The sequence below is a fragment of the Caballeronia grimmiae genome, from assembly GCF_000698555.1.
Taxonomy (GTDB): Bacteria; Pseudomonadota; Gammaproteobacteria; order Burkholderiales; family Burkholderiaceae; genus Caballeronia; species Caballeronia grimmiae.
This window is the reverse complement of the sequence record NZ_JFHE01000053.1, coordinates 1-14059: the sequence shown is the minus strand read 5'-3', so window position 1 is coordinate 14059 and position 14059 is coordinate 1. Positions and strand designations below refer to the sequence as shown.

14 protein-coding genes are annotated in these 14059 nt (G+C 63.2%); 4 read left to right on the top strand and 10 right to left on the bottom strand.

The genetic code is table 11. The features are described from left to right. Positions 1 to 52: 52 nt before the first annotated feature. Positions 53 to 256: a cold-shock protein gene (locus tag BG57_RS28105; RefSeq protein WP_016346375.1), complete on the bottom strand. Its 204-nt coding sequence runs from the start codon at positions 254 to 256 to the stop codon at positions 53 to 55. A gap of 451 nt (positions 257 to 707) precedes the next feature. Here BG57_RS28105 and BG57_RS28100 point away from each other — a divergent pair, with 451 nt between their 5' ends. Next, the gene (locus BG57_RS28100; protein WP_075583231.1) at positions 708 to 2300 is read left to right on the top strand and encodes an APC family permease; all 1593 of its coding nucleotides are present in this window, start codon (positions 708 to 710) and stop codon (positions 2298 to 2300) included. Positions 2301 to 2367: 67 nt separating this feature from the next. Here BG57_RS28100 and BG57_RS28095 read toward each other — a convergent pair whose 3' ends face one another. The 7 genes from BG57_RS28095 to BG57_RS28065 form a co-directional block, all read right to left on the bottom strand. Continuing rightward, the gene (locus BG57_RS28095; protein ID WP_035970188.1) at positions 2368 to 3153 is read right to left on the bottom strand and encodes a DODA-type extradiol aromatic ring-opening family dioxygenase; all 786 of its coding nucleotides are present in this window, start codon (positions 3151 to 3153) and stop codon (positions 2368 to 2370) included. Between the two features lie 97 nt (positions 3154 to 3250). Then, positions 3251 to 3850 (bottom strand): UbiX family flavin prenyltransferase, encoded by a 600-nt coding sequence (locus BG57_RS28090; protein ID WP_035970187.1) that lies wholly within the window; start codon positions 3848 to 3850, stop codon positions 3251 to 3253. 22 nt (positions 3851 to 3872) lie between these two features. Next, entirely contained in the window at positions 3873 to 4184 is a 312-nt protein-coding gene (gene grxD, locus BG57_RS28085) for a Grx4 family monothiol glutaredoxin (protein ID WP_035970186.1), read from the bottom strand. 80 nt (positions 4185 to 4264) lie between these two features. Continuing rightward, positions 4265 to 5092, bottom strand: coding sequence for a peptide chain release factor N(5)-glutamine methyltransferase (prmC, locus tag BG57_RS28080; protein ID WP_035970185.1), 828 nt, complete (start codon positions 5090 to 5092; stop codon positions 4265 to 4267). After that, positions 5089 to 6171: a peptide chain release factor 1 gene (gene prfA, locus BG57_RS28075; protein ID WP_035970184.1), complete on the bottom strand. Its 1083-nt coding sequence runs from the start codon at positions 6169 to 6171 to the stop codon at positions 5089 to 5091. Before prfA ends, prmC begins: the two co-directional genes overlap by 4 nt. A 96-nt stretch (positions 6172 to 6267) precedes the next feature. Beyond that, positions 6268 to 7563 carry a glutamyl-tRNA reductase gene (hemA, locus tag BG57_RS28070; RefSeq protein WP_035970183.1) on the bottom strand — a complete coding sequence of 432 codons (1296 nt, stop codon included), beginning with the start codon at positions 7561 to 7563 and terminating at the stop codon, positions 6268 to 6270. Between the two features lie 170 nt (positions 7564 to 7733). After that, complete coding sequence (locus BG57_RS28065) at positions 7734 to 8642, bottom strand: glycosyltransferase family 2 protein (RefSeq protein ID WP_229754126.1); 909 nt, start codon at positions 8640 to 8642, stop codon at positions 7734 to 7736. A gap of 207 nt (positions 8643 to 8849) precedes the next feature. Here BG57_RS28065 and BG57_RS28060 point away from each other — a divergent pair, with 207 nt between their 5' ends. From BG57_RS28060 to BG57_RS28050, 3 genes are read left to right on the top strand one after another with little or no spacing between them, the layout of a single operon-like run. After that, complete coding sequence (locus BG57_RS28060) at positions 8850 to 9122, top strand: hypothetical protein (RefSeq protein ID WP_035970180.1); 273 nt, start codon at positions 8850 to 8852, stop codon at positions 9120 to 9122. Positions 9123 to 9170: 48 nt separating this feature from the next. Beyond that, the gene (locus BG57_RS28055; protein WP_035970179.1) at positions 9171 to 11000 is read left to right on the top strand and encodes an aminopeptidase P family protein; all 1830 of its coding nucleotides are present in this window, start codon (positions 9171 to 9173) and stop codon (positions 10998 to 11000) included. A 25-nt stretch (positions 11001 to 11025) separates the two neighbouring features. Then, positions 11026 to 11649 carry an HAD family hydrolase gene (locus tag BG57_RS28050; RefSeq protein ID WP_035970178.1) on the top strand — a complete coding sequence of 208 codons (624 nt, stop codon included), beginning with the start codon at positions 11026 to 11028 and terminating at the stop codon, positions 11647 to 11649. 22 nt (positions 11650 to 11671) lie between these two features. Here the strand turns inward: BG57_RS28050 and BG57_RS28045 are convergent, their stop codons facing one another. After that, positions 11672 to 12802, bottom strand: coding sequence for a DUF748 domain-containing protein (locus BG57_RS28045; RefSeq protein ID WP_035970177.1), 1131 nt, complete (start codon positions 12800 to 12802; stop codon positions 11672 to 11674). Positions 12803 to 12942: 140 nt separating this feature from the next. Next, the coding region (gene ettA / locus BG57_RS28040) for an energy-dependent translational throttle protein EttA (protein WP_035970176.1) at positions 12943 to 14059 on the bottom strand (1117 nt) is incomplete at its 5' end.

The following is a 14059-nucleotide window of genomic DNA, read 5'->3' as shown; positions in this document are numbered from 1 at the left end:
GCTCCAATGAAAAAACCCCGCGTACGCGGGGTTTTTTCTGAACTCAGCAGCCTTAGGCCGGCTTGATGTTCGCAGCTTGCTTGCCCTTCGGGCCAGTCTTCACTTCATAGGTAACCTTCTGGTTTTCCTGAAGCGTCTTGAAGCCTTCGATGCGGATTTCCGAGAAGTGCGCGAACAGGTCTTCGCCGCCGCCATCCGGGGTGATGAAGCCAAAGCCCTTTGCGTCATTGAACCACTTGACGGTACCGGTTTCCATATTACTTATTCCAAAAAATTTGATGAGTAAGGCCGAAGCCAGGGGTGCATGAAAATCAAGGAAGGGGCAATGGGACCAACCGGAGTACCGTAATGGCGAACTACGAAAGAACCACTTCACTCGCCACTTGAAATCCTGCAAGAAGGTTTATACGGCTAAACCATTTCGCGGTCAAATAATATCCGACAACTCTGAGGGGGTTTTTTGAGACAGCCTGCGCCCCCGCAAACGTGCCCCGTTCTTCGCTGGACTTTCGTCAGATGGTCTACAAAAAGCGTGCTTTCCGGCAGTTTGCACTGCGTTAGAAAGGTGCAACCGTTAAACTACGCGCCTTCGTTGAGAAGGGTTGCACCAGCGTCGCTGGATCGCCGGAACGGTTGCCGGCATCCCGGCGGATGCGGCCGCTTAGCCGTGTTCGACTCGCGCGCGACGCGAGACATTGGAGAGGATAGTGAAGAGTTCGATTCAAAGAAATATTGGACCGTTGGCGCTGATGCTGACCGGTCTTGGATCCATCATCGGTTCCGGGTGGTTGTTCGGAGCCTGGAAAGCCTCGCAGATCGCCGGCCCCGCTGCCATTTGCGCCTGGGTGATCGGCGCGGTCGTCATTCTAGCCATCGCGCTGACGTACGCGGAACTGGGCGCGATGTTCCCGGAATCGGGCGGCATGGTGCGTTACGCGCGCTACTCGCACGGCGCGCTGGTCGGTTTCATCGCGGCGTGGGCGAACTGGATTGCGATCGTTTCGGTCATTCCGATCGAGGCGGAGGCTTCCATCCAGTACATGAGCACGTGGCCGTACGAATGGACGCACGGCCTGTTCGTCAACGACACGCTCACCACGAGCGGCCTCGCACTGTCCGCGTTGCTCGTCATCATCTACTTCATGCTCAATTACTGGGGCGTGAAGGTCTTCGCACGCGCGAACACCGCGATCACGGTCTTCAAGTTCCTGATTCCGGGCGCGACCATCGCCGGCCTGATCTTCTCCGGCTTCCATTCCGAGAACTTCGGCACGGTGTCGAACTTCGCGCCTTACGGCTGGCCTGCCGTGCTGACGGCCGTGGCGACGAGCGGCATCGTGTTCAGCTTCAACGGCTTTCAAAGCCCGGTCAACCTGGCCGGCGAAGCGCGGAATCCGGCGCGCAGCGTGCCGTTCGCGGTGGTCGGATCGATTCTGATCGCGCTCGTGATCTACGTGCTGCTGCAAATCGCGTACATCGGCGCGGTGAATCCGAGCGACGTCGCGCTCGGCTGGAAGCACTTCCACTTCGCATCGCCGTTCGCGGAACTGGCGATCGCGCTGAACCTGAACTGGCTGGCCGTCCTGCTCTACATCGATGCCTTCGTCAGCCCGAGCGGCACCGGCACGACCTACATGGCGACGACCACCCGCATGATTTACGCGATGGAGCGCAACAACACGATGCCTAAGATGTTCGGCAACGTGCATCCGTTCTACGGCGTGCCGCGTCAGGCGATGTGGTTCAACCTGATCGTCTCGTTCATCTTCATGTTCTTCTTCCGCGGCTGGGGCACGCTCGCCGCAGTGATTTCGGTCGCCACGGTCATTTCCTATCTGACCGGCCCGATCAGCCTGATGGCGCTGCGCCGTTCCGCTCCGGATCTCGACCGCCCGCTCACGTTGCCGCTGATGGGCCTGATCGCGCCGTTCGCATTCGTGTGCGCATCGCTCGTGCTGTACTGGGCGAAGTGGCCGCTGACGGGCGAAATCATCCTGCTGATGGTCGTCGCGCTGCCGGTGTATTTCTACTTTCAGAGCAAGACGGGCTTTGCCGGCTGGGGCCGCGATCTGAAGGCCGCGTGGTGGCTGATCGGCTATTTGCCTTGCATGGCGGTGATGTCGCTCGTCGGCAGCAAGGAGTTCGGCGGCAGCGGGCTTCTGCCTTACGGCTGGGACATGGCCGGCGTGGCCGTACTTTCGCTGATCTTCTATTACTGGGGCGTGCACACCGGGTATCGCACGGATTACCTGGCTGAGCGTGAAAGCCGCGAGGACATTCTTCACGAAGTCGGCGCTTAACTTCCCGCTACGATGAAACGAAGCCCGCCTGAGCGATCCGGCGGGCTTCTTTGTTTTGCGAGCCGGATCAGGCGTCCGAAAAGACGTAATTCGTCATCGCGAGCGCGCGCTGGAAGGTGCCGAGCGATTGAACCCCAAGCCGATAATCGTCCGATGCCGCGCCGAGCGCGCCGAAGACCGGCAGCAGATGCTCGTCCGTCGGGTGCATCAGCGCGGCGTGCGGCGCGCGGGCGCGATAGTCGAGCAGGGCGTCGATATCGCGGGCGGCGAGCTGCGATTCGAACCAGTCGGTGAATTCGACGACGCGCGGGTCCGCATCTTCCGGACGCGCGCCGAAATCCGCCATGCGCAGGTTGTGCGTGATCTGCCCGGAACCGACGATCATCACGCCGTCGTCGCGCAACTCGCGCAGCGCCCGCCCGACGTTGAAGTGATGCGCGGCGTCGAGGCGCGGCTGAATCGACAATTGCGCGACGGGCACGTCGGCGTCGGGGAACATCAGCAGCAGCGGCACCCACGCGCCGTGGTCCAGCCCGTGGTCGGTTGTCGAACTGGCGATTCCGTGCTCGCCGAGCAGCGCGGCGGCGCGTTTCGCGATATCCGGTGCGCCCGGCGCGGGATAGCGCAGTTCGTAGAGCGCGCGCGGGAACCCGTAGAAATCGTGGATCGTGTCGGGGCGCTCCGCGACGCTCGCAACCGGCTCGGTGGTGTTCCAGTGCGCGGACAGCATCAGAATGGCGCGCGGACGCGGCAGCGTCGCGGCGAGCGAGGCGAAACCGGCGGACGGCATCGACGGGTCGATCGGCAGCGTCGGTGCGCCGTGGGAGATGAAGAGAGTAGGCAGTCGGGTCATCGCAGCGAATCCAGAAGTGGTTGCTACCAATGTACGACTTTCCGAACCGTCGATAAACGGCAGCGCGGGCAACGGATTGTGTCCGCGCTGTTTCCAATCAGTCGACTTCGCCGCGCATTCCCTGCCACGCGGCGGCTACCGGCTCCGACACGCCAAACAGATCGATCACGCGGGCGACGGTGTGATCGACCAGTTCGTCGATGCTCCCGGGCTTGTGATAGAACGCCGGCAGCGGCGGAAAGATGACGCCGCCCATCTCGGTCACCGCCGTCATATTGCGAAGATGCGCGAGGTTGAAGGGCGTTTCGCGCACGAGCAGCACCAGCCGGCGACGCTCCTTGAGGACGACATCGGCGGCGCGGGTGATGAGGTTATCGGAGAGACCGTGCGCGATGCTCGCGAGCGTGCGCATCGAACACGGCGCGACGATCATGCCGTCCGTCGCAAAAGACCCGGACGCGATGCTCGCGCCGACATCGCGCACGTTGTGGACGACATCCGCGAGGGCGTGGACGGCGGTTCTATCGAGTTCGAGTTCGTGCTGAATGTTCAGCCAGCCCGCGGCGGAGACGACCAGATGCGTCTCGACCGAAGGCAAGCGGCGCAGCGTCTCGAGCAGACGCACGCCGTAGATGGCGCCCGTTGCGCCGGTGATCGCGACGATGAGCCGTCGCTTCACGGCAGCGGGCGCATTCACGTTCTGATGACTTGCAAGCGGCTCAGGCAGCGGCGAAAAGCTGCTGGAGTTCGCCCGATTGATACATCTCCATCATGATGTCCGATCCGCCGATGAACTCGCCCTTTACATAGAGCTGCGGAATCGTCGGCCAGTTGGAGAATTCCTTGATGCCCTGACGGATGCCTTCGTCTTCGAGGACGTTGACCGTCATGATCTGATCGACGCCGCACGCCTTCAGCACTTGAATGGCGCGGCCGGAAAAGCCGCACATCGGGAACTGCGCCGTGCCTTTCATGAAAAGGACGACCGGGTTTTGATCAACGATCTGCTTGATGCGTTCTTGCGTATCCATGGCGTTCCTGCGCTGTAATGTCGGTTGGACTCAGGTCTCGAAATGATAGCGGATTTCGCCCGCGCGGTTCGGCGCCGGACTCAGGCGGTGAACGCGCCGCCGCTCGTGCGCTCGATGCCCGCCAGATCGCGAATCGAGCGGACATCGGTAAAGCCGCGTGCCGTGAGCAGGCGGCGCACGGCGTCGGCCTGATCGTAGCCGTGCTCGATCCACAGCACGCCGTTGGGCGCGAGCAGCAACGGCGCGGTTTCGACGATCACGCGTATCGCCGAGAGGCCGTCGGCATCATCGGTGAGCGCGCCGCGCGGCTCGAAGCGCAAGTCGCCTTGCGTCAGATGCGGATCGTCGCTCGCGATATACGGCGGATTGCTGACAATGGCCTCGAAGCGCAGCGACGGATCGAGCTTGGCGGTCCAGTCGCTTTCGATAAACGTCACCGTGCGCGCCGGATCGAGCAGAGCGCGCGCATTGCGCCGCGCGACGTCGAGTGCGGCGGGCGAGCGGTCGACGGCCCAGACGTGGGCGTCGGGCCGGGCGTGGGCGATCGAAATCGCGATTGCGCCGGTTCCGGTGCCGAGATCGAGCACGCGCGCGTTCGGCGTGCCGGCGATGGCGTCCAGCGCCGTTTCCACCAGCAGTTCGGTTTCCGGGCGCGGAATCAGCACGTCCGGCGACACTTCGAACTCCAGACCAAAGAACTCGCGCTTGCCGGTCAGCTGCGCGATCGGCTCGCCGTTCAAGCGCCGCTGCGCCAGCGCCTCGAAACGCTGCACCGCGTGCGGATCGAGCGGCTCGTCGTCGCGCGTGATGAGTTCAGTGCGACGCCAGCCGAGCACGTGCGTCAACAGCACGCGCGTTTCCAGCGCGGGGAGCAACGAAGCGCGCTGCAATTGCGCGACCGTCGTCACTCGGCATCCCCGAGCGCCGCGAGCAGTTCTGCCTGATGCTCGGAAACCAGCGCGCCGATCAGTTCGTCGAGATCGCCGTCCATGATGTATTCGAGCTTGTAGAGCGTCAGGTTGATGCGGTGATCCGTCATGCGCCCTTGCGGGAAGTTGTAGGTGCGAATGCGTTCGGAGCGATCGCCCGAACCGATCAGGCTCTTGCGCGTCGCGGCTTCCTTCGCGTGCTGCTCGTGATACTGCTTGTCCTTGATGCGCGCGGCGAGCACCTTCAGCGCGCGATCCTTGTTCTTGTGCTGCGAGCGGTCGTCCTGACATTCGACGACGATGCCCGTCGGCAAGTGCGTCACGCGCACGGCCGAGTCCGTCTTGTTGATGTGCTGTCCGCCCGCGCCCGATGCGCGGAACGTGTCGATGCGCAAATCCGCCGGATTGATCACGACTTCGCTGATTTCGTCGGCTTCCGGCATCACGGCGACGGTGCACGCCGACGTGTGGATGCGCCCCTGCGTTTCGGTCGCCGGCACACGCTGCACGCGATGCCCGCCGGATTCGAACTTGAGCCGCGAATACGCGCCCTGACCCGCGAGCCGCACGATCACTTCTTTATAGCCGCCGAGGTCGGACACGCTTTCGGACATCGTCTCGGCGGTCCAGCGGTTGCGTTCCGCGTAACGCAGATACATGCGCAGCAAGTCGCCCGCGAACAGCGCGGATTCGTCGCCGCCCGTGCCCGCGCGGATTTCGATGAAGATGTTGCGTTCGTCGTTCGGATCTTTCGGCAGCAGCATCGTCTGCAAGTCGCCTTCGATCTTCGCCATGCGCTCGCGCGCCTCGCCGATTTCCTCTTCGGCGAAATCGCGCATCGACGGATCGGCGAGCAGTTCCTGAGCGGTGGTTTCGTCGTTGAGCGCCTGTCGCCAGAGCGCGTATTGATCGACGATAGGACTGATTTCCGCGTGTTCGCGCGTGAGCTTGCGATACTGGTCCATATCGGACGTTACGTCTTCGCGGCTCAGCAGTTCATTGAGATCGACCTGCCGTCTTGCAAGCTGGTCGAGCTTGCTTTGCATGCTCGTTTTCATCGGGCGGGGATGGAGCCTGCGCTCCAGGAAAGACTGCAATCGGGAAGCGCCGCGCGGGGCCGCGCGGAGCATTTGAGAATAGCAAAGAGGACGCCGCTAACGGTCCGACGATTCGGACGACGAGCCGTGGCGGTAGAAGCCGCTCATCAGGTCGATGAGCTGGTCGCGCTCTTCACGGCTCGCACGGTTGAGCGCGTGCGTCGGCCCATGAATGAGCTTGTTCGTGAGCGATTGCGACAGCGCTTCGAGCACGGCGGCGGGATCGTCGCCGCGCGCAAGCAGCTTGCGCGCACGTTCGACTTCCGCGCGGCGCAAGGCGTCCGCCTGCGTGTGCATGTGGCGGATGACCGGCACGATGCTGCGCGCATCGAGCCATTGCATGAAATTCGCCACGCGCGTTTCGATGATCGCCTCGGCCTGCGCGACGGCGGCCTGCCGCGACGCGTTGCCTTCGCGGACGATCGCGCCGAGGTCATCGACGGTATAGAGGAACACGTCCTGCAGATTGCCGACTTCCGGCTCGATGTCGCGCGGCACGGCGAGATCGACCATGAAAATCGGGCGATGCCGGCGCGCTTTAACCGCGCGCTCAACCGCGCCGAGACCGATGATCGGCAGCGTCGACGCGGTGCACGACACGATGATGTCGAACTCGTGCATGCGCGCGGGGAGGTCGGACAGCGGAATGGCGCGGCCGTTGAAGCGTTCGGCGAGCTTTTCGCCGCGCTCGGCCGTGCGATTTGCGACGACCAGTTCGCGCGGACTTTGCGCGGCGAAGTGCGTCGCGCAAAGTTCGATCATTTCGCCCGCGCCGATGAACAGCACGCGCTGGCTCGACACGTTTTCGAAAATGCGTTGCGCGAGGCGCACGGCGGCGGCGGCCATCGACACCGACTGCGCGCCGATTTCCGTCGTCGAGCGCACTTCTTTCGCGACGGCGAAGGTGCGCTGGAACAACTGGTTCAGATACGTGCCGAGCGCGCCGGCCTCCGACGCGGTGCGAACCGCGTCCTTCATCTGGCCGACGATCTGCGTTTCACCGAGGACCATCGAATCCAGCCCGGACGCGACGCGGAAAGCATGGCGCACAGCTTCCGACTGCGGCAGCGCATAGACGTGCGGCGCGAGTTCGGAAACGGGCAGATTGTGGTACTGCGAGAGCCAGTGGACGGCGGCTTCGCGGGCGGCGATGTCGTCGGTGGCGCAGTAAAGTTCGGTGCGGTTGCAGGTCGAGAGGATGGCCGCTTCCGGCGGCGCCTGGACCTTCGGGCCGAGCCAGACGTCTTTCAGTGCGGAGAGGGCCGGCTTGATCTGTTCGAGCGGAAACGCCACGCGTTCGCGCAGGGCGACAGGCGCAGTGTGGTGATTGATTCCGATCGTGAGGAGCTGCATGTAATTATGCGTTCGGCCTAAGCCGTTGGCCTTTCAGATAGCCCAATATTATAGCGTTTTACGAATCCGTTCATTTATACGCGGCATTCGGGCAGCGATCGCGCGCCGCCGGGTGACGTGTGTAGGCGGAGCCGCTTTCGTCAGGCGCGACAATCGACCGCAGCGTGCTCTCAGGCGAAATACTGAGCGAGTTGAGCCGCGCGGGCTTCGAGTTCGGGCAGAGGCATCGCGCGGGTTTCGGCGGCGGCTTCGCGATTGCGCTCGGCTCCGGCGATAGCGTCGCGGCGTGAAGCGGCGTCATGGTGGAGATGGAAAAGCGCGGCGCGCTGGTCGGGAACGGAATGCCAGCGCACGCCGAGCCGGGTGGCGCGCGTCAGAAGGTCGTCGTCTTCACCGCCCCAGCCGACGAAGCGCGGATCATAACCGCCGACGCGCATATAATCGGCGCGCTTGAAAAGCACGATTGCGCCTGCCGTATTTTGATACAGCACTTCCATTTCGTCCGGCAAGTCCGTTTCCAGATACGGTTCGAATAACGCGTAGTTTCCCGATGTAATGAATTCTTTGCGACGCGCGTTCGCAACGTTAATTACACGAAGAAACGGGCACAGTGCATCGCTGCTCATTCCATTTTCGAGTGCCGTGACACAACGCGTCAAATAATATGGATTCGCAATCATATCGGCATCGTGAAAGCAAATAACCTTACCCGTGCATAAGCGCGCGCCGAGATTGCAAAGTCTTGCTCTGGAAAACGGGCCGTCGTCATGGATGAAGACGTGGCGGATCTTCTCGTCGCCGAGGCCGGACCAGTGGAACGTCGGGGTCGCGTCGGCCTCGATGAGATAAACCGTGTAATCCGTATAGGTGACGCTCAGATGGCGCAGCACGCCGCGAAGGTTGTCGCGCCGTTCCTGCGTGGCGCCACGGTAGGTCACGATCAGTTCAAGACCGCCGAGGGATAACAGCCTGTTTTCGCTCATCGTACGCTGCTTTTGGAAAACGTCGATCGAAATAAGTGCTGGCAGGCAATCTTTAAAGCGATCTTGCCGGCCGCGAATGGATAAGAAGCAGCCCAATTGCTTGACCGGATAATGCAGTCGAGTTTAGCACTCGGGCGTTCTATCGCGGTCCTTTTAGGATATTCCCAGAAGTCTTTCAGATAGTTCGAGCCGGTTAATTCGGTTTTGGACCGCTTGCCATCGCAAACCCGGCCCCCTAAACTTGTTCGTTTGAACGCGGCGCCCCGCGCCGTTTCCTAATCGAAGCCAATGGAGCGGCGCCCGATGAGCTGGATCGGCATGATTTTTCTGGGCGCGGTAATCGGCGCGGCGGGCTGGTGGCTGCATCCGCTGCGGCGCGCCGGCCGTGTCGGGCAGGGCGCGGCGGGACGCATCTGGACCGCTATCGTCGCGGGCGCGATCGCCGCCGTCATTGCGCGCATGTTCGGCAATGTCGCCGGTGTTTATCACGATGGCGATACCCTCGAATGGTTCGCTTGCACGCTTTTCGCGCTCGTCGTCGTGACCGCAACCGTCGCACTCGCGGCGCGGCGCTGAAATCTCTCCACCATCGCATCCATCTTCGGCATTCAAGGCAGATCATCCATGAACGATCGCGTTGCACACTCCGCCACTCCCGACGCAGCTACCTTCGCGCAGCGCGTCGAGACATTGCGCCGCCGCCTGGCCGCGGACCGGTTCGACGCGGTGCTTGTCCCGTCCGCCGATCCGCACTTGTCCGAATATCTGCCGGAGCGCTGGCAGGGGCGTCAGTGGTTGTCGGGCTTTACCGGTTCGGTCGGCACGCTCGTCGTGACGCAGGATTTCGCGGGGGTCTGGGTCGATAGCCGCTACTGGACGCAAGCGGAGGCGCAACTCGCCGGCACCGGCATCGTCCTGATGAAGATGATGGGTGGACAGCAGACTGCGCCGCACGTCGAATGGCTGGCGGAGAACGTGCCGGCGGGCGGCGTCGTTGTGGTCGATGGCGCGGTGCTCGGCGTCGCGGCGGCGCGCGCTTTGGGCGATGCGCTGACCGCACGCGGCATCACGCTGCGCACGGATGTCGACATGCTGGACGCGGTCTGGCCCGATCGCCCCGGCCTGCCCGAGGCGCCCGTCTACGAGCATGCCGCGCCGCACGCGAGCGTCGCGCGCGCCGACAAGCTGGCCAGAATCCGCGAGGCGATGCGTGCGAAGGGCGCGCAATGGCACTTCGTCTCCACGCTCGACGACCTCGCCTGGCTCTTCAACCTGCGCGGCGGCGATGTCAGCTACAACCCCGTGTTCGTCGCGCACGCGCTCGTCGGAATGGATGAGGCCACGATTTTCGTCGCCGATGGCAAGGTGCCGGACGCGCTGAAAGAGACGCTTTCGCGCGACGGCGTGCGCGTCGCGCCTTATGCCGGCGCGCGTCAGGCGCTCGGGGCGCTGCCGGCCGGCGCGACGCTGCTGATCGATCCGCGCCGCATCACGCATGGCTCGCTGGAGAGCGTGGCGTCGGGCGTGAAGATCGTCGAGACGGTGAATCCGTCGACATTCGAGAAGTCGCGCAAGACGCCCGCCGAAGCGGAACACATCCGCGCGACGATGGAACAGGACGGCGCCGCGCTCGCCGAATTCTTCGCGTGGTTCGAAGATGCGCTGGGCCGCGAGCGCATCACGGAGCTGACCATCGACGAAAAGCTCACGGCGGCGCGGGCGCGCCGGCCGGGCTTCGTAAGCCTGAGCTTCGCGACGATCGCCGGCTTCAACGCGAACGGCGCGATGCCGCATTATCGCGCGACCGAAGCGTCGCATTCGGTGATCGAAGGCAACGGGTTGTTGCTGATCGATTCCGGCGGTCAATATCTGAGCGGCACGACGGACATCACGCGTGTGGTTCCCGTCGGCGAGATCACGGCGGAGCACAAGCGCGATTTCACCATCGTGCTTAAGGGAACGATGGCGCTGTCGCGCGCGCGTTTCCCGCGCGGCATCCGCTCGCCGATGCTCGATTCGATCGCGCGTGCGCCGATCTGGGAAGCAGGCGCGGACTACGGTCACGGTACGGGCCACGGCGTCGGCTATTTCCTGAACGTGCACGAAGGCCCGCAGGTCATTTCGCACTACGCGCCCGCCGAGCCGTGGACGGCGATGGAAGAGGGCATGATCACCTCGATCGAGCCGGGGATTTATCGGCCGGGCAAGTGGGGTATCCGCATCGAAAATCTGGTGATGAATCAGAGCGCCGGCAAAACTGAGTTTGGCGATTTCCTGTCGTTCGAAACGCTGACGCTGTGCCCGATCGATACGCGCTGCATCGACCTTTCGCTGCTGAACGGCGAGGAGCGCGCGTGGCTCAACGCGTATCACGAGACGGTGCGCCGGCGCGTGTCGCCGCATGTCGAGGGCGCGGCGAAGGCCTGGCTGGAAAAGCGGACGCAGGCGATCTGACAGACCCCGAAAGGAGTGGCGAACAATGACCATCAAAGCAGTCGTATTCGATTTCGGCGGCGTGCTGATCGACTGGGACCGGGAGTATCTCTACCGGCAACTGATTCCGAACGAGACCGAGCGCCGCTGGTTTCTCGACAACGTCTGCAAGATGGATTGGGTCGTCCAGCAAGACGGCGGGCAGAGCACTGAGGAGGGCACCGCGGAACTCGTCGCGCTGTATCCGGAGCACGAAGCGCTGATTCGCGCGTTCTACGCGCGCTGGCATGAAATGGTGGCCGGCGTGCTCGAGGAGGGCGTTGCGCTGGTCGACCGTCTGGACGCAGCAGGCGTGCCGCTTTTCGGGCTGACGAACTGGTCAGCGGAGACCTTCCCCTACGCGTGGGAGCGCTTCGACGTGCTGCGCCGTTTCCGTGAAATCGTGGTGTCGGGGCGCGTCGGCGTCATCAAGCCCGATCCGCAGATTTTCGCGTTGATGCAAACCGAGATCGAGAAGCATCTGCCGGGCGTGGGGCCGCATGAACTCGTCTTCATCGACGATAACCTCAAAAACGCCCAAGCCGCGACCGCTCTTGGCTGGCACGGCGTTCACTACACCGGCGCGCTCGACACGGAAACGAAGCTGCGCGCGCTGAACGTGCCGATCTAACACGCACGCCAGCGGCGACGCGCTACTGCCCCAGCAGATTCTTCAGCGCGTTGCCGATTCCCCGCACCGTATCGCCCGCGCCCTTCGCGACGCCTTCCGCGCTCACGCCGAGCGCCTTCGCAAACCCGGCCGCGAGTTTCTTCGACAGACTCTCCGACAGCGAGAACTTCGGATCGCGCAGATCGCCGTCGAGCGTGAATTCGAGCTTGATCTCGTCCTTGCGATCCTTCAGCGCGGCGATCGCGGCTTTGGTCGGTATCGACAGAAAGGTGTCGAGCGGACCCGCGCCGTCGCTGATTTGCAGGTGATTCAGCGTGAGCACTCCCGGCGCATGAATGCGGTAGTCGCGCACGCTCGCGTCGAGTGTCATGTCGATGGTGCCGCCCGTCACCGCGGCCTTCGCGCCGGCTTTCTTCAGCAGGTAAGGATCGAGCGTCGCGATGTCGACGCTGCGCAGCGTCGCGCGCGTCTGCGAATCCTTGCTGGCGATGACCATCCAGCCGCCCCACGAAACCGTGCCCGTGTGCGATGGACCTTTGATGGAGCCGGTCATCGAAAGCGACGTGCGTTCGGTCAGCGCCGGCAGATGCAGATGCTCGATCGTTGCGCGTGCGTCGCTGATCAGCACGCGATACGGCTGCTGCTGCTGCTGCACCGATGCGTCGAAAAACTCCATCGCGCCGCGTTCGAACGACACGCGGTCGATCAGCTTTTCTTCCTGCGCGTGCTGCACGGCCTTGTCGTCGGGCTTCGCGTTGGCGACGCGCGCGGTTTCCTTGAGACCGGGGAGGATAAGCACGCGGCCATCGGCGGCGCGCACGATCGACAGATAGTAGTTGTCGACGCTCACATTGCGCAGATGCACGCGATTCGACAGCGCCGCGCGCATATCGACATCGAGCACCATGCGCTCCGCACGCAACGCGTCGCCGGCCGGCCAGTCGCGCGGTCCGCGCAGCCGCACGCGCGAAAGCGTCACTTGCCCGAAGCCGACATCGATCTCGTCGACGGAACCGTTCGGCCCGAGCGTCTCGCGGATGCGTTCCTTCATCTGATGCGCGACGAAGAACCATCCGCCGATCGCCACGACGACGATCGCGATGACGACCCCCACTGCCCACCGCGCTCCCCGCCGCGCGTCCGATGCCGCCATGTATTGCGTCTCCCCGTGCAAGCTCATTGATTCGGCGAAAACCGCCGCGCAAACAAAAATGGCGACGTGCCCGAGACAGTCGCCATTTTTGTTGATGATGTCGGTGCGCGCGCCCGCATTGAGCGCGCTTCCGGCGCCGGTCAGCGCGTGATCGGCTTGTAACGCAGGCGCTTGGGTTTCGCACCTTCTTCGCCGAGGCGTTTGCGCTTGTCAGCCTCGTATTCCTGGTAATTGCCGTCGAAGAATTCGACGTGCGATTCGCCTTCGAACGCGAGGATGTGCGTCGCGATCCGGTCGAGGAACCAGCGATCGTGCGAAATAACCATCACCGAGCCGGCGAATTCGAGCAGTGCGTCTTCGAGCGCGCGCAGCGTTTCGACGTCGAGATCGTTCGACGGTTCGTCGAGCAGCAGCACGTTGCCGCCCGCGATCAGCGTCTTCGCGAGATGCAGACGCCCGCGTTCGCCGCCCGACAGATTACCGACGAGCTTCTGCTGGTCGCTGCCCTTGAAGTTGAATCGGCCGATGTAGGCGCGCGACGGCGTTTCGTACTTGCCGACCGTGAGCACATCGGCGCCGCCGGAGATTTCCTCGAAGACGGTTTTGTCGGCGGCGAGCGCGTCGCGGCTTTGATCGACATAGGCGAGCTTGACCGTCGGGCCCTGGATGATCTCGCCCGAATCCGGCTGCTCCTTGCCGGTCAGCATGCGGAAGAGCGTGGACTTGCCCGCGCCGTTCGGCCCGATGATGCCGACGATCGCGCCGGCCGGAATCTTCATGCTGAGGTTGTCGATCAGCAGCCGATCGCCATACGCCTTGCTGACGTTCTTGAACTCGATGACTTCATTGCCGAGCCGATCGCCGACCGGAATGAAGATTTCCTGCGTTTCGTTGCGCTTCTGATATTCCTGGCTGTTCAGTTCCTCGAAGCGTGCGATACGCGCCTTCGATTTCGCCTGACGTCCCTTCGGATTCTGGCGCACCCATTCGAGTTCTTTCTTGATGGCTTTCTGACGCGCGGATTCGCTCGATTCTTCCTGCTTGAGGCGGTCTTCCTTCTGGTCGAGCCAGCTCGAATAATTGCCCTTCCACGGAATGCCGTGTCCGCGGTCGAGTTCGAGAATCCACTCGGCGGCGTTGTCGAGGAAGTAGCGATCGTGCGTGACGGCGACGACGGTGCCGGGATAGCGCGTCAGGAACTGCTCCAGCCATTCGACGGATTCGGCATCGAGGTGATTGGTCGGTTCGTCGAGCAGC